Consider the following 20582-nt stretch of genomic DNA (forward strand, 5'->3'; position numbering starts at 1 on the left):
GTTAGGCTAAGGCAGGCCCCAGGGCCGATACACGAGCCGTCCAGGGCAGGGTCAACCACCATGTGTTTGGAACGAAGTAAGTTAACCACCTGAACCACAGGCATCACCGCATACAAGGGAATGAACATGGCAACACAAAAATCCAAAATCATCTACACGCTGACTGACGAGGCGCCGCTGCTGGCGACGTATTCCCTGCTGCCAATCATCAAAAAATTCACCGCGCCGGCCGGCGTCGACGTGGTTTCCAGCGATATCTCGGTGGCGGCACGTGTCTTGGCAGAATTTCCCGAATTCCTGACGGACGAGCAAAAAGTCCCGAACACCCTGGCTGAACTGGGCAAGCTGACCCAGAATCCGGACACCAACATCATCAAATTGCCGAACATCAGCGCCTCGCAAGGCCAGCTGATCACGTGCGTGCGCGAACTGCAAGCCCGTGGCTACAAGCTGCCGGACTACCCGGAAGAGGCGAAGACGGACGAAGACAAGGCCCTGAAGGCACGCTACGGCAAGTGCATCGGCAGCTCCGTCAACCCGGTCCTGCGTGAAGGCAATTCCGACCGCCGCGCGCCGAAGGCCGTCAAAGAGTACGCACGCAAGCACCCGCATTCGATGGGCGAGTGGAGCCAGGCTTCGCAAACCCACGTCTCGCACATGCACCACGGCGACTTCTACCATGGCGAAAAATCGCTGACCCTGACCCAGGCGCGCGACGTCAAGATGGAACTGGTCACCGCCTCGGGCAAGACCATCGTGCTGAAACCGAAGGTATCGCTGCAAGCGGGCGAAATCATCGACAGCATGTTCATGAGCAAGAAAGCGCTGCTGGAGTTCTACGAGAAGGAAATCGACGACGCCTTCAAGACGGGCGTGATGTTCTCGCTGCACGTCAAGGCCACCATGATGAAGGTGTCGCACCCGATCGTCTTCGGCCACTGCGTGCGCATTTTCTACAAGGACGCGTTCGCCAAGCACGCCGAGCTGTTCGACAAGCTGGGCGTGAATGTCAACAATGGCATGAGCAACCTGTACGACAAGATCGAAACCCTGCCAGCGTCGCAAAAAGATGAAATCCTGAAAGATTTGCACGCTTGCCACGCCAACCGTCCGGAACTGGCCATGGTCGACTCGGCCAAGGGCATCACCAACTTCCATTCGCCGAACGATATCATCGTCGACGCGTCGATGCCAGCCATGATCCGTATCGGCGGCAAGATGTGGGGCGCCGACGGCCGTCCGAAGGATGTCAAGGCAGTCATGCCGGAATCGACCTTTGCGCGCATCTACCAGGAAATGATCGGCTTCTGCAAATGGCATGGCAACTTCGATCCGAAGACCATGGGCACCGTGCCGAACGTGGGCCTGATGGCGCAGCAGGCGGAAGAATACGGTTCGCACGACAAGACCTTCGAAGTGCCGGAAGGCGGCATCGCCAACATCACCGACCTGGCAACGGGCGAAGTGCTGCTGACGCAAACGGTGGAAGAGGGCGATATCTGGCGCATGTGCCAGGTCAAGGACGCGCCGATCCGCGACTGGGTCAAGCTGGCCGTCACGCGCGCGCGCAACTCGGGCATGCCTGCCGTGTTCTGGCTCGATACCTACCGTCCGCACGAGAACGAAGTCATCAAGAAGGTGCAAACCTACCTGAAAGACCACGACACCAAGGGCCTGGACATCCAGATCATGTCGCAGACGCGCGCCATGCGCTACACGCTGGAACGCGCGTTCCGCGGCCTGGACACCATTTCCGTGACCGGCAACATCCTGCGCGACTACCTGACCGACCTGTTCCCGATCCTGGAACTGGGCACCAGCGCCAAGATGCTGTCGATCGTGCCGCTGATGGCCGGTGGCGGCATGTACGAGACGGGCGCCGGCGGTTCGGCTCCGAAACACGTCAAGCAGCTGGTGGAAGAAAACCACCTGCGCTGGGATTCCCTGGGCGAGTTCCTGGCCCTGGCCGTGTCGCTGGAAGACATGGGCATCAAGACGGGCAATGCGAAGGCCAAGATCCTCGCCAAGACCCTGGACGAAGCCACCGGCAAGCTGCTGGACAACAACAAGTCGCCATCGCCACGCACTGGCGAGCTGGACAATCGCGGCAGCCACTTCTACCTGGCCCTGTACTGGGCGCAGGCGTTGGCAGCGCAGGCGGAAGATGCGGAACTGGCGGCGCACTTCGCGCCACTGGCGAAGGCCCTGGCGGCAAACGAAGCGAAGATCGTCGACGAGCTGAAGGAAGTGCAAGGCAAGCCGATGGATATCGGCGGCTACTACCTGCTGGATCCGGCGAAAGCGGACGCCGTCATGCGCCCGAGCGCCAGCCTGAATGCGGCCCTGGCCAGCATCTGATGCAGTCTTGATGTAGAGCAAAGCCAGCTTGCGCTGGCTTGCTTGCGGTAAATCAGTTTACTGCAGAAAAAACGCCGCCGGGAGCGATCCCGGCGGCGTTTTTTATGGCTTCACAGCTTTATTGATAGTGCTTGTAGACGCTGGTGCTGCCATTGTTTTTCACCAGCAAGACGTCGTACGGGTCCTTGCGCGGTCCTTCCATGCCAGGTGAACCCATCGGCATAGCGGGCACGGCCAGGCCTTTCGCCTTCGGTTTTTCGCGCAGCAGCTGCTTGATTTCGCTGGCCGGCACGTGGCCCTCGATGGCGTAGCCGTTGACGAGGCCCGTGTGGCAGGAGCCCAGCTGCTCAGGAATGCCGGCGAGCTTGCGGTACTGCGCCGGCATTTCCACGTTTTTCGCGCGCACGCTAAAACCGTTCGCTTCCAGGTGCTTGATCCATTCGGAACAGCAGCCACACGCGGCGCTTTTATACACTTCGATGACGGGCGCGGCCGCCATGGCGAACAGGGGCAGGCCCAGCATGCCGGCGCAGGCGCCGCGCAATAACAGATTCTTGATCATGGATAGGTCTTTCAAATAAGGAATGCAGATGGTGTAGCCGCCAGCATGGCTCCACGGTGACGGTGGCAATGCTGGTGGTTGAATGGAGTGCAGCCGCTTCGAGACGGCTTGAGCTTATGCGGCGCGCGTTTGCCGGGGTGGGCGGCGCGGGCCGTCGGGAATGTATCCCGCAGCCAGCGTGGCGGCGGCAATGCTGACGCTTTCCGAGGTCGCGCCATCTGGAACGGCGAGGCGGGCAGGCGGCGCCATGAGCGCACCCATGCAAAAGGCGGAGCAGGCATCGCAGGCGGAATGGCGGGCGGTGGCGTCGTCGCCGGCTGGCGCATCATCGGCCGTCAAGGGGGCGGCACGCTGGTGGCAAGGATGGACAGCTACTTCACTGGACGTGACTGGCGGCGCGTGTTGCTGGGCTGGCGCGCATGCCATGCCGATGCTGGCGGCCGCCGCGTGCAGCGGCAGCGCCGTGACCAGTATCAGCATCAGCCATGTTGTGAAGAGTCGTATCATGCCCGCAAAGTATAACATGCGGTGCAGGGGCGCCTGTCGCGATGGCAAAATGAAAAACTTTCATGCTTCACAATGCTCATGATTTGACTATACATGCCGTTATAGATGTGTCCGCTTCAGGTGTGCACCATCTCAGGTGGATCAAAAGTGCTCTTCAACTTAGTTTTCGTTTAGCAAGGCATAGCGACCATGACCTCTGTATCTTCCCTTTCCCCGGCGGCGGGCTGGACTCCGTCCGCGACCCGTGCAGCGGACAGCGCGTCCTACAAAACGCCAGCCGCCTCCGCCCCGGCAAGTACGCCATCGACCATCGTCGCCCTGAGCGGACAGGACGCCGCCGTCGATCCCACCCGCTCCACCATGAAGGGTTCGCCCATCGTGTGGGAAAGCGGCGCGCGCGACGGCGTCAGCGACCAGATCGCAACAAATTTCTCGGCGCGTTCGTTCGGCGGACGTTTCAGCGGCCTGGGCGCGGTCCTGCTCGACCAGCTCAAGGACGGCGTGCGCAACGTGTCGCAAGCCGTGCAGCAGCCGTCGCTGCGCGTGCAGCGCGATACCTACGCCGAACTGGCCGGCGTCGCGCCGGCCGGCCTGCATGGCAATGGCGAAGACCAGGTGACCCTCAGCGTGACCACCAAGAGCGGGGTCGAGGTCAAGCTGTCGCTCGACAGCCAGGGCGATGGCCTGGCCGTGCGCATGATGACCAGCGGTGAACTCAGCGATGCTGAAGCGAGCGCGCTGGGCGACCTGTCGGAAGCGTTCCAGGACGCCATCGACGGCATGGCGCAACAGCCGCCGAAGGCCAGGCTGGCCGGCTTGATGCAGTTCGACCAGGACGTGCTGGCATCGGTGAACCTGCATGCGGAAGTGCGCGTGCGCGGGGAGCAGGAAAGGTCGGAAACCCTCGACTTCCAGGCTGACGGCGCGCAGCGCAAGGTCAGCTTCAGCGGCGTGTCGGGCAGCCTTGACGTGAAGGTCGATACGAGCCAGCTGAGCGCCCTGGGCAGCCCGGAACGGCAGGCCAAGGCGCTGGGCAGCTACATGAAGCAGTTCGACCAGGCCGCCTCGCGCGGCCATGGCGATGCCGCGCTGATGGGCATGTTCAAGGAGGCGTTCACCGCCATGAGCAGCAATGCGGCCGCGCCCCCGGCCCCTGGCGCGCCGCCGGCGGACAAGTGGCGGCTGGCGGCCGAGGACCGCGCCATGCTGACGGGCCTGCCCGACTTCAGCGCATCCATCTCGCAAACGGCGAAATTCAGCAATCCCATGCGCTCGTCGGAACGCGATGGCTTCCAGTACGAAGTGTCGCAGAGCACGACCCAGACCGGCGCCAGCCAGGACGACCGCTCGGTGCGGCAGAAACAGCAATCCAGGCTCAGCGCCAGTTTCCACGAGACGCTGGTGCCGGGCGTACCCCTGCGCCTGACGGAAAAAGTGGAGTCGCAAAACTACACGTATCACCAGATCGAGGATACGGCCAGCAGCGATGCGCAAATGGCGTACAGGGAAGGCAAGCTGGTGAAGGCCAGCCTGCAGCAGGCGGCCAGCCAGTCCACGCACATCACGAAATTCATGATGGGCAAGGTCGAATCGGACGTCACGACGCCGACCAATCACGCGCTGATGCGCGACCTGCTGTCGGTGCTGGGACCGTACAAGACGGGCGAACTGGGCATGACGCCGGAGAAAAAGGCGGAGCAGCGCCAACAGTTGCTGCTGGGACTGAGCGACGACGTGCTGCTGCAATCGTATCCGGGCCAGATGATCAGCCTGTGGCAGGCCGACGTGCAGCCGAAAGTAGCGGACGCGGTCGCCGCCGGCTAGCCGCCCGCGCGGCGCCAGCTGTAAAAAAAGCCCGTCTTCCTGCGAGGACGGGCTTTTTGTTGGTGCTTGATGCGGCGCAAGGCGCGATCAGGCCCTGGCCTTGTTTTGCTTGATCCAGTAGCCGACGCCCAGCGCGGCCAGCCACACGGGTATCAGGTAGACGGAGATGCGCAGGCCCGGCGTCAGGTACATGATCACCAGGATGCCGGCCAGGAAGACCAGGCACAGGTAGTTGGTGAACGGGTAGCCGAGGCTCTGGAACAAGGTCGTCTTGCCTTCGATTTTCTTTTGCGCGCGGAAGCGCAGGTGGATCCAGCTGATCATGGCCCAGTTGATGATCAGCGCCGACACCACGAGGCCCATCAGCACTTCGAACGCTTCGCCCGGCATGAAGTAATTGACCACCACGCAGGCGCCCGTGGCCAGGGCCGACACGCCCAGGGCCACCAGCGGCACGCCGCGGCGGTTCAGGTGCAGCAGCGCGCGCGGCGCATTGCCCTGCTTGGCCAGGCCGAACAGCATGCGCGTGTTGCAGTACACGCCGCTGTTGTAGACGGAGAGGGCGGCCGTCAGCACCACCACGTTCAGGGCCGTGGCCACCAGGTTGCTGTCGAGCGCATGGAAGATCAGCACGAAGGGGCTGCCGCCGGTGACGACGTTCTGCCACGGGTACAGCGACAGCAAAATGCCCAGCGCGCCGATGTAGAAGATCAGGATGCGGTAGATGGCCTGGTTGGTGGCGCGCGGAATCGTCGTGCTCGGGTCATCCGCCTCGGCCGCCGTGATGCCCACCAGTTCCAGGCCGCCGAACGAGAACATGATGACGGCCATGGCCATCACCAGCCCTTGCCAGCCATTCGGGAAGAAGCCGCCGTGCTGCCACAGGTTGGCGACGGACGCCTGCGGGCCCGCGTCGCCGGAAGCGAGCAGCCAGGCGCCGAAGACGATCATGCCGATGATGGCGACCACCTTGATGATGGCGAACCAGAATTCCATTTCGCCGAAGGCCTTGACATTCAGCAGGCTGATGGCGTTAATCACGCAAAAGAAGATCAGTGCCGACACCCAGGTGGGCACGCCGGGCCACCAGTACTGCACGTAGATGCCGACGGCCGTCAGTTCGGCCATGCTGACCAGGACATACAGCACCCAGTAGTTCCAGCCCGACAGGAAGCCGGGCAGGTGGCCGCAGTATTTGTCGGCGAAATAGCTGAAGGAACCGGCCACCGGTTCGTCGACCACCATCTCGCCCAGCTGGCGCATGATCAGGAAGGCGATCACGCCGGCGATGCCATAGCCCAGCAGCACCGAGGGGCCAGCCATCTTGATGGTTTGTGCGATGCCCAGAAACAGGCCGGTGCCAATGGCGCCGCCCAGGGCGATGAGCTGGATGTGGCGGCTTTTCAGTCCGCGCTTGAGCTCTTGTGGTTCGGTAGTCCCGACTGCCGTCATAGTGTTTTATCCTGTTTTTACGGGCTGAGGTCGCTGATTCTAAAGCATGCACGCGCAAATCAGGAGCGAAATGCATGTTGCACTGCGGAGGCGCAAGAAAAGCCATGCATCTTCGTCGAACGGCGCGCAAAACCACTGCCGCCGGCGACGGCGGCGCGGTATCATGATGGCAAATTTTTGAGGAGCGTGTATGAATCTGGCGCAGCGCAGCCGCATGCAAGGCATCAGCCTGGGTTTTTTGGCCGGCTATGTTGACACCCTGGGCTTTGTCGCCCTGTTTGGACTCTTTACCGCCCACGTGACGGGCAACTTCGTGCTGATCGGCGCCGCGCTGGCGAATGCCACGCATGCGTCGATCGCCCTCAAGCTGCTGGCGTTTCCCGCCTTTATCCTGGGCGTGGCAGCGGCGCGCCTGTTGAGCGTGGCGGCGGAACGCCGTGGCGGCCCGGCGCTGCGCCTGGCACTGGTGCTGGAACTGGCGCTGCTGCTCGGCTTCATGGTGTGCGGCATGCTGGCCGAGCCGCTGACGGCCGAACCGGGCGCGCTGGCCATGGCGGCGGGCCTGTTCGGCGCGGCCGGCATGGGCGCGCACAGCGCCATCAGCCGGTTGCTGCTGGCGCACCTGGCGCCCACGTCGATGATGACGGGGAATGTCACGCAAGTGGTGATCGACACGGTCGACGTGCTGCGCGGCGCGGCGGACGGTGCCACGCGCGAGCGCTGCGTCAAGTTCTTCTGGCCGCTGCTGGGCTTTGCCGTGGGCGCCATCCTGGCCGCTTTCGCCTACCTGGCCGTGGGCTTTGCCGCGCTGGCCGTGCCGCTGGCGATCCTGCTGGTGCTGATCGCGCTGGAACCGGCGCGGCTGCCGGCCTAGTCCCGCACTAGCTGACCTAGTCCCGCACTTGCCGACCTAGTCCTGCGCTGGCCGGCGCGCCGCGACGATGGCCGGTTCGTACACGGCCAGGAATTCGGGCGGCAGGCGGCGCGCGCGGCCGCTGCTCAATTCGATGCAGATCAATTCCCAGCGTCCGCGCACGACGGTGGCGCCGTCGCTGTCGCGCACCAGCTGGAAGCGCCGCTCCATGCTGGAACGGCCGTCGCTGGCGCACAGCCAGGTGGCCAGGGTCAGCGCCTCGCCGGCCCGCGTCGGCAACAGGTAATCGTATTCGCCGCGGCGTATCGCCATGGCCCGGTCCAGGCGCCGGTAATCGTCGAGGTCCAGTCCCAGCGCGGCCGAGTGGTGCCAGGCGATATGCTCGCACCAGCGCACATACACGGCGTTGTTCGTGTGCTGCAAGCCGTCGATGTCGGCCGCTTCTGGCGCGACGGGCAGGGTATGGGCGTGCGGATAATCCCAGTTCAAGTGACTTCCTTTCAAGGCAATGGCGGCGATTGTACTTTCCCGCCGCATTTCGTGCTGGCGCCGCACACGCCATAAAACAGCGTTTTTTCTATTGATGTATGATGCATCATAATTTTTGAAGATACTCAAACGCGCATGAATCACCAATTCGACCACCTGGCGCACGTCAACCTGGGCAAGTCCGTGTATGCGATGCTGCGCGAGGCACTGGCGGCTGGCCGCTTCCAGCCGAACGACCGCCTGCGCATCCGCGACCTGGCGCTGCAGCTGGGCACCAGCGTCACGCCCGTGCGCGACGCCATGCTGCAACTGGTGCAGGAAGAAGCGCTGGTGCTGCGTTCACCGCGCGACTTCCGCGTACCCGTGCTGAGCGTGGCGCGCTACCTGGAAATCCGCGCGCTGCGGCTGGAACTGGAAGGGCTGGGCGCGTTTGAAGCGGCGCAGCGCATCGATGCGGCCACCCTGGCCGACCTGGAACGGCTGCTGCAGGCAAACGAAGACGCCATCGCGCGGCACGACCTGGCGGCGGCACTGCAATGCAACCAGGCGTTTCACCTGGGATTGGCGCAGGCGGCCGGCATGCCGACCCTGAAGCGCTTCGTCGATCACCTGTGGATGCAGACGGCGCCATTGATCGCCGCCGGCTATGCCGCATTTACGCCCGACATGCGGGTCGGTCACCACCGCGCCGTCATCGGCGCGCTGCGCCAGCGCGACGGCGCGGCGGCGCGGCGCGCCATCGAACAGGACATCCTCGACGGCGGCGCGCAGATGCTGGCGTACGTGATGCGCATGGAGCGCAGCCACGCCGTCCTAACGCAAGCAGACAAGGAAGAGCATGCACAAGACTGAACATCCAATCGAACAGAAAACCGAACAGAAAACCGCCATCGTCACGGGCGCCAGCCGCGGCATCGGCCACGCCGTGGCCGAACGCTTCCGCAGCCTGGGCTGGCGCGTCATCACCGTCTCGCGCAGCCCGATTCCCGGCGGCTGCCCGCGCAGCCAGGAACACAACACGCATGTCTGCATGGATCTGTCGGACCTGAGCCAGATCGGCCAGATGGTCGAGACGCTGCGTCCCATGCTGGGCGACTCGAAACTGCACGCGCTGGTCAACAATGCGGGCGTGTCGCCGAAGGGGCCGGGCGGCTCGCGTGTCAATTCGCTGACGACGGACATGCAGACGTGGCAAGCCATGTACAACACGAATTTCTTTGCGCCGCTGGCGCTGACGCGCGGCTTCGCGCAGGAATTGTCGAACGCGCGCGGCGCCGTCGTGAACCTGTGCTCGATCGCCGGCTACCGCGTGCATCCGTTTGCCGGCTCCGCCTACGCCAGCTCGAAGGCGGCGCTGGCGTCGCTGACGCGCGAGATGGCCAACGACATGGCGCCGCTGAACGTGCGCGTCAACGCCATCGCGCCCGGCGAGATTGACACGGCCATCCTGTCGCCCGGCACCTCGCACATCGTCGACACGCAGATTCCCTTGCGCCGCCTGGGCACGACGGCCGAAGTGGCCGACCTGGTGGAGTTTTTATGCAGCGAGCGCGCCTCGTACATCACGGGCGCCGAAATCCCCATCGACGGCGGCCAGCGCATCTGATACAGATCAATACACCACTTGTGGAGACATCGCCATGACCCTGCATATCGGCATCGTCGGCTGTTCCGCCGAAGGTGCGGCCCTGTGCTACCGCACCATCTGCGAGGAGGGCGCGCACGCGCTGGGGCCGTATGCGCACCCGGAGGTATCGCTGCATACGCCGTCGCTGGCGCGCTACGTCGCCTGCCTGAACGCGGGCGACCTGGCCGGCGTGGCCGAGCTGATGCTGGCCTCGGCGCACAGGCTGGCGGCCGCCGGCGCCGATTTCCTGATTTGCCCCGACAACACCATCCACCAGGCGTTTTCCCTGGTGGCGCCCCGTTCGCCGCTGCCCTGGCTGCACATCGCCGAGGTGGTGGCCGGCGAAGCGGCCGCGCGCGGTTTTCGCCGCGTCGGCCTGACGGGCACGCGCTGGCTGGTCGACAGCGCCGTGTATCCGGACATGCTGGCCGCGCGCGGCATCGATTGCGTGCGGCCCGGCGAGGACGAGCGCGCCGACATCAACCGCATCATCATGGAAGAACTGGTGCCGGGCGCGGTCAAGCGGGAAAGCGTGGCCCGCTTCCAGGCCATCATCGGCCGCTTGCGGGAACAGGGCTGCGACGCCGTCATCCTCGGCTGCACGGAAATCCCGCTGATCATCGGCGACGCCAACTCGCCGTTGCCGACGCTCGATTCCACGCGCCTGCTGGCGCGCGCCGCCTTGCGCAAGGCGCTGGCCGGCTGACCGCCCCGGTTATCTGGCCAGCTGTGCCTGCAGGGCGGCCACCACCAGCGCATGGTCGTCGGCCTGTGCCAGGCCCGACACGGTCACGGTGCCGACCGGTCCCACGCCGCGGATGATCAGGGGGAAGGCGCCGCCATGGCCCGCATATTCGACGTCGTCGAGGTAGGCCACGTCTTCGAAGGTGCTGCCGCGGCTTTTATACGAGATGCCCATGTAGTACGAGCTGCGGCCGAAACGCTGCACGGTGTTGTTCTTGCGGCGTATCCAGTCGGCCTGGTCCGGGGTGGCGCCCGCCATGGCGTGATGGAACAGGACCTGGCCGTTGCGCGTGATATTCACGGTGACGGCCTTGCCCCGCTTGCGCACTTCCTCGACGAGCCACAGGCCGACGGCCAGCGCGGCATCGTTGTCGAAACGTTCGAATTGCAGGGACTCTTCCTGTTGCGCCAGGGTTTGCAGCAAATCCGCGTAGTGATCCATCGTCGGTGAGTGTCGTAGTGGCAGGAAACGCTACTGTAGCGCACCGCGGCCGCGCCGCGCGCATTTTTTGCGCATCGCGCCGGCCCGATCAAGGCCGTTTACAATAGGCGGCATGAATCTGTCCCTGTTCGCCGACGAAGACCTGGCGCCGTCCGGCCCCGTGCCGCTGGTGCCCGGCACGCTCGCCTCCATGCTCTTGCGCGGCTTCGCGCTGCCCCATGTCGCGCAGCTGCTGCCGGCGCTCGACGCCGTCGTGCGGGCCGCGCCGCCGCGCCACATGGCCACGCCGGGCGGCTTGCGCATGTCGGTTGCGATGAGCAATTGCGGGCAGCTGGGCTGGGTCACGGACGGGCGCGGCTACCGCTACGCGCGCCTGGACCCGGCCAGCGGCCAGCCGTGGCCGCCGATGCCGCCCGTGTTCCTGCGCCTGGCGCAGGAGGCGGCGCTGGCGACCGGCTATGCGGATTTCATGCCCGACGCCTGCCTGGTCAACCGCTACGCGCCCGGCGCGCGCATGGCGCTGCACCAGGACCGCGACGAGTGCGACTTCACGGCGCCCATCGTCTCCGTGTCGCTCGGCTTGCCCGCCGTGTTCCTGTTCGGCGGCGCCGCGCGGGCCGACAAGGTGGCCCGTATTCCTCTCCTGCATGGCGACGTGGTGGTCTGGGGCGGCGCCGACCGCCTGCGCTTCCACGGCGTGGCCGCCCTGAAAGAGGGCGAGCATGCGCAGCTGGGCGCGCAGCGCATCAACCTGACCTTCCGCAAGGCCGGCTAGCTGGCGGGCGGCGGCACGGCATGGTCCATGGCGCCGGCCTCGGGGTGGGGCGCGTGGCGGCGTCCCCGGCGGGAGCGCGGCGTGCCTCAATACGCAATTGACTTGCAAATGCGATGAAAACTCTTCATGATATGCAATTGACTTGCATATTAAGGATGCCGTTCCATGAAGCGCGATCACCATCATTCTCCCTTGCCCGACGTGGCCCTGGGCGGCAACGCCGGCAGTCAGCTGCCGCTGGACTGGGTCGGCATGCAGGGCATCGCCTTGCCCTTGTGGCTGGAAGAGGGCGGGCAGGCGCAGCAAGTCCATGCCTGGGCCGACGTGCACGTGGATCTGCCCGATGCGCGCGTCAAGGGCATCCACATGTCGCGCCTGTACCTGCTGCTCGATGCATTTGCCGCCGCGCAGCCGCTGGAGGCCACGGCGCTGGCGGCCCTGCTGCGGAATATGGTTGCCAGCCACGCCGACTGCGCCAGCACCAAAGCGCGCGTGGCGCTGGCCTTTCCCGTGCTGCGGCGCCAGGCGGCGCTGCTGACGGCGGGGCTGTCGGGCTGGCGGTCGTACCCTGTGCGGTTGCAGGCGACATCCTCATCGGAAGGTTTTGCGCTGGCCCTGACGGTGGACGTCGCCTATTCGTCGACCTGTCCGTGTTCGGCGGCACTGGCGCGGCAATTGATCGCCGACGGTTTCGCGGCGCGCTTCGGGGAGGGGCCGATCGACGGCGCGGCCGCCCGCGCCTGGCTGCAGGAACACGCGAGCCTGGCCACGCCGCACAGCCAGCGCAGCATCGCGACGGTGACGGTGCAGCTGGCGCCAGACGCGGAGCTGGAACTGTTCCCCCTGATCGACCTGGTGGAGGGCGCGCTGGCGACGCCGCTGCAGACGGCCGTCAAGCGGGCCGACGAACAGGCGTTCGCGCGCTTGAATGGTGCTAATCTGATGTACGTGGAAGACGCGGCCCGCCGCGTGCAGGCCGCGCTGGCGCTGCGTTACGCGCAGGCGAATGTGACTGTACGGCATGTGGAAAGCCTGCATCCGCACGACGCCGTGGCGCAGGCCGGCAACGCCGCCTGAGGCGGCGCGCTGGCGTGCGGCGGCATTCGCCCGAAGCGCCTACACTTTTCAGTCACCCACCGCGAAGGAGCGCAGCATGCCGGAGAAAACCGTACGGGACGCCATTGATGACGACGTGGAAGAGGAATTGCAGCGCGAACGGCGCGAGCATGCGCTGATCGACGAGGAAAAACTGGGGATGGATGAGCTGGAGGAGGAACGGCTGAGGCGCGAGCGGGAGCCACAGCCTTTAAGTAAGCTCCAGGGGTAGTCAGGCTGGCCTGCGCAACTGGTGGCTAGGATTGCTTTTCTGAAGTAGATGGCATATTAATTGTTTCCCATGAAACTTAAAAAAATGATATCGTTACGGATAGGGGCGATATGCAATTATTTAAATGATCTTCAATATGGGAGAGTGTATGTCAGGAATTTTCAGCGGTATGCAGGATAGGGCTAAGCTGCATACCAAAAAAAATAATGCAAGCGGGAAATTATTATTGCTTTCTTCTTTATGCCTGGCCAGTTTGAATGTCGGCGCAACGCCATTTTCAATTTCTCCGCAACACCCGCGCATATTAACAACGCAGCTGGCAATAGATAATTTGAAGGGGCGATTGCCTTTGGGGCCAGCGGTTTTTCCTGGCGCGGCCGGCACCATCGCATTTGATTTTACCGCATCGAAAAGAAATCCGGCGGATGCGGTCGAGCAGTTCATTTTTGGCGAAATGAACGTCAATAATGGTAAGAACGGCATATTCATACGGCATATTGATGGCGATACGCCGGGAATTTCCAGAATTCAACTTGGCATGCTGCAAAAAGCAATCGGCGCCAAGCCTGCGCGTTACATTGCTTATAAGACGATCGAGATGCCTATCGGCGTGGCGACGCGGATTGAGTTCAGCTGGAATAGCAGTATGAAAACCACCAGCCTGAAAATCGGTGGCGCCAGTGTAGCGATGGGATTGGAATGGCTGAGTGAGGGTTCCGCCGGCAAGGTCGATTTTTCACCAGACCAGACCGCTTTTCAATTTCCTGGCAGGGTAAATGAACCTATCAGTAATTTCGTGTTGAAGGATGGTCAGGGAAATATCCTCGTCAACTATCCGGGTAGCCTCGATATGGCACTGGCCACCGCCTGGTTTGATTTTACACGGCTGGTCAAATCGGACGTGGTATCGTTGAATATGTGCCCAACCGCTGCCTCGCCCTGGACGCAGCCGAAAGTGTGCAATACCGCCAGCGGACATCGCAATGGCATTGTCGAGTCTGCACAGCAACTGGCACTGGCCTATAAGATCACGCAAGATCCCGCCTATTATTCGGCAATATTAAGTTATATCGACAAGTTGCGCATCGTTCCCTTGAATGCGGGCGGTGACATGTCCATGGGCGGACGCGTGATTGCGCTGGGCATCCTGTATGACTGGCTATATGCGGAACTGGGTGCCAGCGCGGTGCCGAATGATAATACACAGGCCAGCTATCGGACGGCCATGGCTGCCACCATCCGCAATACCATTGCGGCGCAGGCGGCACCGGGCGGCACCAACCTGTTAAGTGAAATTTGTGGCCCGCAAGGCATGGCACCCTCCTCGTTCGACTGCGCTGCCAAGCCCATTTTCAGTAACTGGAATCGCTATGCTTCGCCGCCCCAGCCATCCATCGCTACCGCTTATATGGCTGGCATGAATTTCAGCAGCGTATATGGTGCTGCGGTCGGCCTGCTGGCCATCGCCGGACCGCAAAATGACGACGTATTGCCGATGATAGAAACGGCGTATAGCCATTTTAACGAGGGGTTTCTGGCGGTGCGGCGTGATATCTCCATCGATGGCGGATACCATTCCGGATTTTCCTATAGCCTGACAGACTTGCCGTCCCGCCTACTGCTATGGAATACCGCTGTGCAAAATGCAGGCGACATGGGGCAAGCCTCGCAGTGGATGCCAAAAACCATCTACCCCTATATATATGGCCAGCGTGACGATAAAAGTTATCCAGCCAGTGGCGACAACTTCGTGACATTGTCAAATTTCCCGCTGGTGGGCAGCATTGCGCTATGGGCCGCCGCCCATGCAGGCGATGGCAATGCCTGGGATTATTACCAGAAACAGGTGCATGGCCAGCGCTATGCGCCGAATCGCTACCCGTACATCCTGGAACAATTGTTTTGGCCCGTCGATCAGGCAAGCTTGAATCAGCCTGTCGATCTGGATTTGTCGCGCCACTTCCGCCGTTCGGGCCAGGTGCTGATGCGCGACCGTTGGAATTACGCGGACGCGACCTTGCTGGAGTTCAAGTCCACGTCATTCATCACGGATAACCACCATCACCTGGATCAGAACAGTATTTCGCTCAATTACAAGGGACCGTTGCTGGTCGACTCCGGCAGGTATGACAGCTATGGCAGCGCCCATTGGGCCAATTACTACACGCGCAGCATTGCCCACAATACGGTGGTTGCGTTTGATGCCAATGAGCGTTTCCAGCGGGCTGGCAGCGGGACGAGCAAGCTGGAGTTCAGCAATGACGGCGGACAATGGGTGGGCGGTACGCGTGCGGCGTACCCAACCCTGGAAGAAATCCAGCCCGGCGCGATGAACGCCCTGGGGGGTATCGTCAATTATGAATATGCGCCTGGCTATACGTATGTTCGCGGCAATGCGAGCAAGGCTTATGCCGCATCCAAACTGGATCAGGCGAATGGTTTCTTGCGCAGTGTCGTCTACCTGCCGGCGCCAGCGACGGGTTCCCTGCCCATCGTCCTGACGTTTGACAGTGTGCGTACAAATGCCGCGCCTGCTACATTCTTGCTGCATACGGTCAACGAACCCGCCGCCGCAGTGTCGGCCACCGCACTTGGTAATGGGCAATACCGATTTACCCATGCGGCCACCGATGCGCGTAGCATTACCATTCGCAATGGCGGCGGTATGCTGATCGCTCAAACCTTGCTGCCCGAGAAGGCCGTAATTACCAAGGTCGGAGGCTTGAACGCGGGCGGGCTATGCGACCAGGTCAGCGCCGATTCCGCCTTCGGTCCTGGCACCTTGCTGCCTGGCGGGCCTACCGGCGATTGCCGCTACACGGTCCGGGTTTTGCAGGCGGATAATAGCTATAAATGGCGCAATTATCCACCCAGGGCCGTGGCCGATGCCACTGATACCAGCGTCACGGGCGATATCGGTGCATGGCGCCTGGAGGTGCAGGCCGAGGTGGCCGCTCCTGTCGGTACCCCCCAGTATTTCCTCCATGTCTTGCATGTGGCGGACAATGACTATGGCAGCGGCAGCGCTGGCAGCGGTAACGCGCGTCGCCTGGTGGCCGACAGCCATACGGAGGCTGTGCTGATCGGTACCCAGACGATGGTGGCTTTTAACCGCGACACGGCGCCATCGACGCGCATGAGCTGGAATGCGCCCGCATCGGCGACGAATGTGCTGGCTACAGGCTTGTTGCCGGATACAGACTTCCTGCTGAACCGGGTGGCGACGCCCGATGGCGATCAACTGGTACTGGCGCAGGCGGCAGCCAGTAGTGCAACTTATCGCAGCTCGGCTGAGGGTGTGGTCAATATCGGCATGTAGAATGGCGGTAGGCGATCTGTATCGCCTACCGGCTCCCGGCGGGTTTTGACTGGGCAACTGTCGACTACCTTTTATTAAAACGCATGAATCTATATTTGCATGGCGCGTTGTTGGCCGCATTGTCGGCCTTATCCATTACCACGGCCCAGGCCGCCACTATCTGCACCGCCATGGCCGACGCCAAAGCGGGCATCGTTTTGTTGCAAGAAGGCAATTGTTTTGACCGGGTCACGCCCGCGTCCACGTTCAAGATCGCCCTCAGCCTGATGGGCTATGACGCCGGCTTCCTCAAGGACGAGCACAAGCCCAGCCTGCCGTACCGCCAGGGCTATGTGGACTGGGGCGGCGACGCCTGGCGCCAGGAGACGGACCCGTCGCGCTGGATGCAGTACTCGGTGGTCTGGTATTCGCAGCAGATCACGCAGGCGCTGGGCGCCGAACGCTTCCAGAAGTATGCGAAGGCATTGCGCTATGGCAATGCGGATGTCTCTGGCGATCCAGGCAAGGAAAACAGCCTCGAGCGTTCGTGGATCAGTTCCTCGCTGAAGATTTCGCCGCTGGAACAACTGGGCTTCCTGCGCAAGCTGGTCAACGATCAATTGCCCGTCAGCAAGCAGGCGATGGAGCAGACGCGGCGCCTGACGCGCCTGGCGGACGTGGGCGGCTGGCAAGTGCATGGCAAGACGGGCGCGGCCTATCCGCGCAAGGCTGACGGCAGCTTCGACGAAGAGCACGGTTATGGCTGGTTCGTGGGCTGGGCCAGCAAGGGCGAGCGCACGATCGTCTTCGCGCGCCTCGTGCAGGATGAACGCAAGGGCCAGCAGTCGGCGGGCCTGCGCACGCGCGAGGCCATGCTGAAGGAATTGCCGGCCCTGCTGGAGCAGGCGCAGAAGTGACGCCGTCTGTCGTCACGGCCACCTTTCTCTGCACCGAAGGCGACTACCTGGAAGCCATCATCGAGGCCGATGGCCAGCGCCTGCATGTGATGGACGAGTTTGGCGGGGCGCAACTGGCCGCCGGCACGCAAATCCGGCTCGAGCTGTGGCCGCAGGCGAGCGAGGGCGGCGACTGGGACGCGATGTTCACGGCCAACCCCGGCCGGGAAAAGGGCCTGCGCCGGCTCGATGGCTGGCGCTACCTGGCGCTGGGCGTCGTGACCCAGGTCGATCCCGTCATCTGCGACTGCGGCTTGCTGCAGGTGGAGGACGCGTTTCACACGCGCGACGTGCGCTGCGTGGGCGCCTATGTCGGCGTCACCTTGTCCCGCCTCGATGCTTGCCTGCCGTAAATTCCAGCCCGCTTTGTTGCCCGCCCTATATACTTGCTGAAACGGATCATCCGGCATCAGACAAGGTACAGGCATGGCATCAGGCATGGAGCAGTTTCAGGAAAAAGCACGGCAGGCATGGACATGGGCGCGCGCGCAGGCCTTGCGCGTGGCGGGCATGGCGTGGGTGAGGGCAGTGGCGCTGTACCGGCGCGGCCACGCGCACTTGATGACCTTGCCGCCCGTGCGGCGCGCGCTGGTGCTGGGCCTGTGGTCGTTTCTGGCCCTGCTGGCGCTGCTGGTCCTGTACATGCTGCTGCTGATTCCCCTGACGCCCAGCATCCACGACTTGCGCCAGGCGCGCGCGGCCGCGCCGAGCACCATGGTCAGCGCGGACGGCAAGGAGCTGGCCCGTTTCGACCAGGGCTTGCAGGAACGCGTGACGCTGCAGCAGATTTCGCCGAACGTGATCAGCGCCCTGATCTCGACGGAAGACCACCGTTTCTACGAACATCACGGCGTCGATTTCACGCGCACGGCCGGCGCCATCGTGCATACGGCGGGAGGCAACCCCCAGGGCGGTTCCACCATCACGCAGCAGCTGGCGCGCAATATGTTTCCCGAAGAAATTGGCCGTTCGCGCAGCCTGAACCGCAAGCTGAAGGAGTTGATCACGGCCCTGAAGATCGAAGCCACCTACAGCAAGACGGAAATCCTCGAAGCCTACCTGAACACGGTGCCTTTCCTCTACAACACCTATGGCATCGAGATGGCGGCCCGCACGTATTTCGACAAACCCGCCGCGCGCCTCGATATCCTGGAAAGCGCCACCCTGGTCGGCATGCTCAAGGGCACGAATTACTACAATCCGGTCGGCAATCCCGAACGTTCCTTGCAGCGGCGCAATGTGGTGCTGGGCCAGATGCGCAAGCATGAGGTCATCGACGAGGCGCGCTACCGGCAGCTGGTGAAGCGTCCGCTGCGCCTGCATTTCGAGCGCCAGAGCGAACGGGCGCAGTCGGACAGCCACTTCACGGCCTATGTGCGCAAATGGCTGATCGACTGGGCCGATGAAAACGACTACAACCTGGAGCTCGACGGCCTGGTGGTGCACACGACGCTTGATTACGACTTGCAGCAGGCGGCCGAGCGGGCCGTCGAGCGCCAGGCGAATGCCTTGCAGGCGATTGCCGACGTGGAATGGAGCCGCGCCGGCGTGCCGTCGTCCACTTCGACGGGCATGTATGCGGGCATGCAGGCCGGCAGCGTGCCGTTCGACTATTTCTGGAAATCGCATCCGGGCTTGCTGGACGCCTTCGTGCGCGAGTCCGGCGACTACCGCAAGCTGACGGCGGCGGGCAGCGCGCCCGACGAGGCGCTGGAAAAACTCAAGGGCGACCGCGCCTTCATGGCGGGCCTGCGCAAGTCGAAGACGCGCCTGGAGGCGGGCTTTACGGCCATGGACCCGGCCACGGGCGCCGTGCGGGCCTGGGTGGGCAGCCGCGACTTTGCGCGCGAACAATTCGATCACGTGTCGCAGGCGGCGCGCCAGCCCGGCTCCACCTTCAAGCCCATCGTATATGGCGCGGCGCTGGAAAAAGGCCTGAGTCCCGACCACGTCTACCGCGACGCCGTGATGGATATCAAGGCGGCCGACGGCACGAAATGGCGGCCGACCGACATGAGCGGCACCACGGGGCGCGACATGACCATGCGCGACGGCCTCGTGTATTCGAAGAACACGATCACGGCGCAAGTGATGCAGGACGTGGGCTTGTCGCCGATTATCAAGCTGGCGCGCGCGCTCGGCATCCGCGACAGCAAGCTGGAAAAAGTGCCATCCCTGGCGCTGGGTACCAGTCCCGTCACCTTGCTGGAAATGGTCAACGCCTACGCCAGCATCGCGGCGCAGGGCGAGGCCCGTTTGCCGTTCGTCGTCACGCACATCACCGACCGCGACGGCAAGACCATCGCCCGCTTCGGCGAAGACAAGCCCAAGCGCGCCATGAAGGAAGAATCGGCGGCCACCCTGACGGACATGATGCGCGGCGTCATCGACCGCGGCACGGGCACGGCCATCCGCAGCCGCTTCGGCATCCGTTCCGACGTGGCCGGCAAGAGCGGCACCACGCAAAACAATGCGGACGGCTGGTTTATCCTAATGCACCCGGAACTGGTGGGCGGCGCCTGGGTGGGCTTCAATGACGCCCGGGTCACCATGCGCAGCAATTACTGGGGCCAGGGCGGCCACAACGCCGTGCTGGTGGTGGGCGACTTCTTCAAGACGGCGCTCGACACGGGAAAACTGTCGCGCGACGCCATCTTCCCCGGCGGCAAGCCACCACCGCCGCTGCGCCATGTGGAGCCGGTCGAGGAACCGCAGGATGAGCCGGTGGAAGAGCCGGGCGACCTGGTGCCGGAAGGCGCGCCAGCCGCGCCGCTGGCCATGCCGGCCGAAGGCGACGGCGGGCAGGAAGCGCATGGCAAGGCGGTGCCGGAGGCAGCACCTGAGCCGCAGACTGCGCCAGTGCCTGTACCGCAAGGCTGAATGGCCGGTCCGGCGCGGTCTTCTGATCGGCTGCATGATTGGCCAAGCCGACCTTGATGGCCTTCCATGGACAGGCCATCCATGCAGATTCGACGGCACCGTTGTTGCCGCGTTCTGGCCATGTGCTCAGGGCGTCATGGCCCGATCCGGCGGCGTGAAATCGGACTTTGCCACGGCGAGCATCCTGAGAGAGGGATGGGGTGCCCAATATCGGCGGGGGCAACAAGTCTGGGCTCGTCGCATCGATCAGTTATGCGTATGGCATTTTGCAGATCCAATTTATCGGAACGCAGCGGCAATATGACGCCATAGATGCACGGACAATCCAGGACAATATGATGCGCATCAAACCTCCCCATACTGACGACGGCTACGGCGCCGCATTGCGGGAGCCGAGTCCTTGATGTCCGCCGAATTCGGCGCGCCTGCAGGCGACCGCCTGGACGGACTGACCAGCTCGTCGATGC

Annotated in this window: 18 protein-coding genes; 13 read left to right on the plus strand and 5 right to left on the minus strand. The window is 63.4% G+C overall.

Translation table 11 applies throughout. From position 1 onward, the window contains the following. Nucleotides 1-126 precede the first annotated feature (126 nt). Nucleotides 127-2358 (plus strand): NADP-dependent isocitrate dehydrogenase, encoded by a 2232-nt coding sequence (locus YQ44_RS10660; RefSeq protein WP_071326395.1) that lies wholly within the window; start codon nt 127-129, stop codon nt 2356-2358. A 118-nt stretch (nt 2359-2476) separates the two neighbouring features. Here the strand turns inward: YQ44_RS10660 and YQ44_RS10665 are convergent, their stop codons facing one another. After that, nucleotides 2477-2920 (minus strand): DUF411 domain-containing protein, encoded by a 444-nt coding sequence (locus YQ44_RS10665; RefSeq protein WP_071323358.1) that lies wholly within the window; start codon nt 2918-2920, stop codon nt 2477-2479. Between the two features lie 114 nt (nt 2921-3034). Continuing rightward, complete coding sequence (locus tag YQ44_RS10670; RefSeq protein WP_071323359.1) at nt 3035-3400, minus strand: hypothetical protein; 366 nt, start codon at nt 3398-3400, stop codon at nt 3035-3037. 216 nt (nt 3401-3616) lie between these two features. Here YQ44_RS10670 and YQ44_RS10675 point away from each other — a divergent pair, with 216 nt between their 5' ends. Next, on the plus strand, nt 3617-5251 hold the full coding sequence (locus YQ44_RS10675) for a hypothetical protein (RefSeq protein WP_071323360.1): 1635 nt from the start codon (nt 3617-3619) through the stop codon (nt 5249-5251). Between the two features lie 87 nt (nt 5252-5338). Here the strand turns inward: YQ44_RS10675 and YQ44_RS10680 are convergent, their stop codons facing one another. Next, nucleotides 5339-6703: an amino acid permease gene (locus YQ44_RS10680; RefSeq protein ID WP_071323361.1), complete on the minus strand. Its 1365-nt coding sequence runs from the start codon at nt 6701-6703 to the stop codon at nt 5339-5341. 190 nt (nt 6704-6893) lie between these two features. Here YQ44_RS10680 and YQ44_RS10685 point away from each other — a divergent pair, with 190 nt between their 5' ends. Further along, the gene (locus YQ44_RS10685) at nt 6894-7577 is read left to right on the plus strand and encodes a YoaK family protein (RefSeq protein ID WP_071323362.1); all 684 of its coding nucleotides are present in this window, start codon (nt 6894-6896) and stop codon (nt 7575-7577) included. 36 nt (nt 7578-7613) lie between these two features. Here the strand turns inward: YQ44_RS10685 and YQ44_RS10690 are convergent, their stop codons facing one another. Further along, nucleotides 7614-8066 carry an acyl-CoA thioesterase gene (locus tag YQ44_RS10690; RefSeq protein WP_198043910.1) on the minus strand — a complete coding sequence of 151 codons (453 nt, stop codon included), beginning with the start codon at nt 8064-8066 and terminating at the stop codon, nt 7614-7616. 135 nt (nt 8067-8201) lie between these two features. Here YQ44_RS10690 and YQ44_RS10695 point away from each other — a divergent pair, with 135 nt between their 5' ends. From YQ44_RS10695 to YQ44_RS10705, 3 genes are read left to right on the plus strand one after another with little or no spacing between them, the layout of a single operon-like run. Continuing rightward, nucleotides 8202-8918, plus strand: a complete 717-nt coding sequence (locus YQ44_RS10695; RefSeq protein ID WP_071323364.1) for a GntR family transcriptional regulator — start codon at nt 8202-8204, stop codon at nt 8916-8918. Beyond that, entirely contained in the window at nt 8905-9672 is a 768-nt protein-coding gene (locus tag YQ44_RS10700) for an SDR family NAD(P)-dependent oxidoreductase (RefSeq protein WP_071323365.1), read from the plus strand. Before YQ44_RS10695 ends, YQ44_RS10700 begins: the two co-directional genes overlap by 14 nt. Before the next feature lie 34 nt (nt 9673-9706). Then, complete coding sequence (locus YQ44_RS10705) at nt 9707-10399, plus strand: aspartate/glutamate racemase family protein (protein WP_071323366.1); 693 nt, start codon at nt 9707-9709, stop codon at nt 10397-10399. Between the two features lie 9 nt (nt 10400-10408). On the opposite strand, the gene YQ44_RS10710 is transcribed toward YQ44_RS10705, so the two are convergent. Then, the gene (locus YQ44_RS10710) at nt 10409-10879 is read right to left on the minus strand and encodes a heme-degrading domain-containing protein (RefSeq protein WP_071323367.1); all 471 of its coding nucleotides are present in this window, start codon (nt 10877-10879) and stop codon (nt 10409-10411) included. Nucleotides 10880-10991: 112 nt separating this feature from the next. On the opposite strand from YQ44_RS10710, the gene alkB reads away from it, so the two are divergent. The 7 genes from alkB to YQ44_RS10740 all read left to right on the plus strand — a co-directional run bounded on the left by alkB (nt 10992) and on the right by YQ44_RS10740 (nt 20115). Beyond that, nucleotides 10992-11654: a DNA oxidative demethylase AlkB gene (alkB, locus tag YQ44_RS10715; protein WP_071323368.1), complete on the plus strand. Its 663-nt coding sequence runs from the start codon at nt 10992-10994 to the stop codon at nt 11652-11654. A gap of 165 nt (nt 11655-11819) precedes the next feature. Continuing rightward, nucleotides 11820-12731, plus strand: coding sequence for a GTP cyclohydrolase FolE2 (folE2, locus tag YQ44_RS10720; protein WP_071323369.1), 912 nt, complete (start codon nt 11820-11822; stop codon nt 12729-12731). A 76-nt stretch (nt 12732-12807) separates the two neighbouring features. Beyond that, a complete protein-coding gene (locus YQ44_RS28860; protein ID WP_156894780.1) occupies nt 12808-12981 on the plus strand; it encodes a hypothetical protein in 174 nt (57 codons plus the stop codon). A 148-nt stretch (nt 12982-13129) separates the two neighbouring features. Next, a complete protein-coding gene (locus YQ44_RS10725) occupies nt 13130-16300 on the plus strand; it encodes a heparinase II/III domain-containing protein (RefSeq protein ID WP_198043911.1) in 3171 nt (1056 codons plus the stop codon). Nucleotides 16301-16383: 83 nt separating this feature from the next. Next, the gene (blaOXA, locus tag YQ44_RS10730) at nt 16384-17196 is read left to right on the plus strand and encodes a class D beta-lactamase (RefSeq protein WP_071323371.1); all 813 of its coding nucleotides are present in this window, start codon (nt 16384-16386) and stop codon (nt 17194-17196) included. Further along, entirely contained in the window at nt 17193-17588 is a 396-nt protein-coding gene (locus YQ44_RS10735; protein ID WP_071323372.1) for a hypothetical protein, read from the plus strand. Before blaOXA ends, YQ44_RS10735 begins: the two co-directional genes overlap by 4 nt. 85 nt (nt 17589-17673) lie before the next feature. Further along, on the plus strand, nt 17674-20115 hold the full coding sequence (locus tag YQ44_RS10740) for a penicillin-binding protein 1A (RefSeq protein WP_442905913.1): 2442 nt from the start codon (nt 17674-17676) through the stop codon (nt 20113-20115). Nucleotides 20116-20582: the final 467 nt, after the last annotated feature.

It is taken from the genome of Janthinobacterium sp. 1_2014MBL_MicDiv (assembly GCF_001865675.1).
In the GTDB taxonomy this organism is placed as follows: Bacteria; Pseudomonadota; Gammaproteobacteria; order Burkholderiales; family Burkholderiaceae_D; genus Janthinobacterium.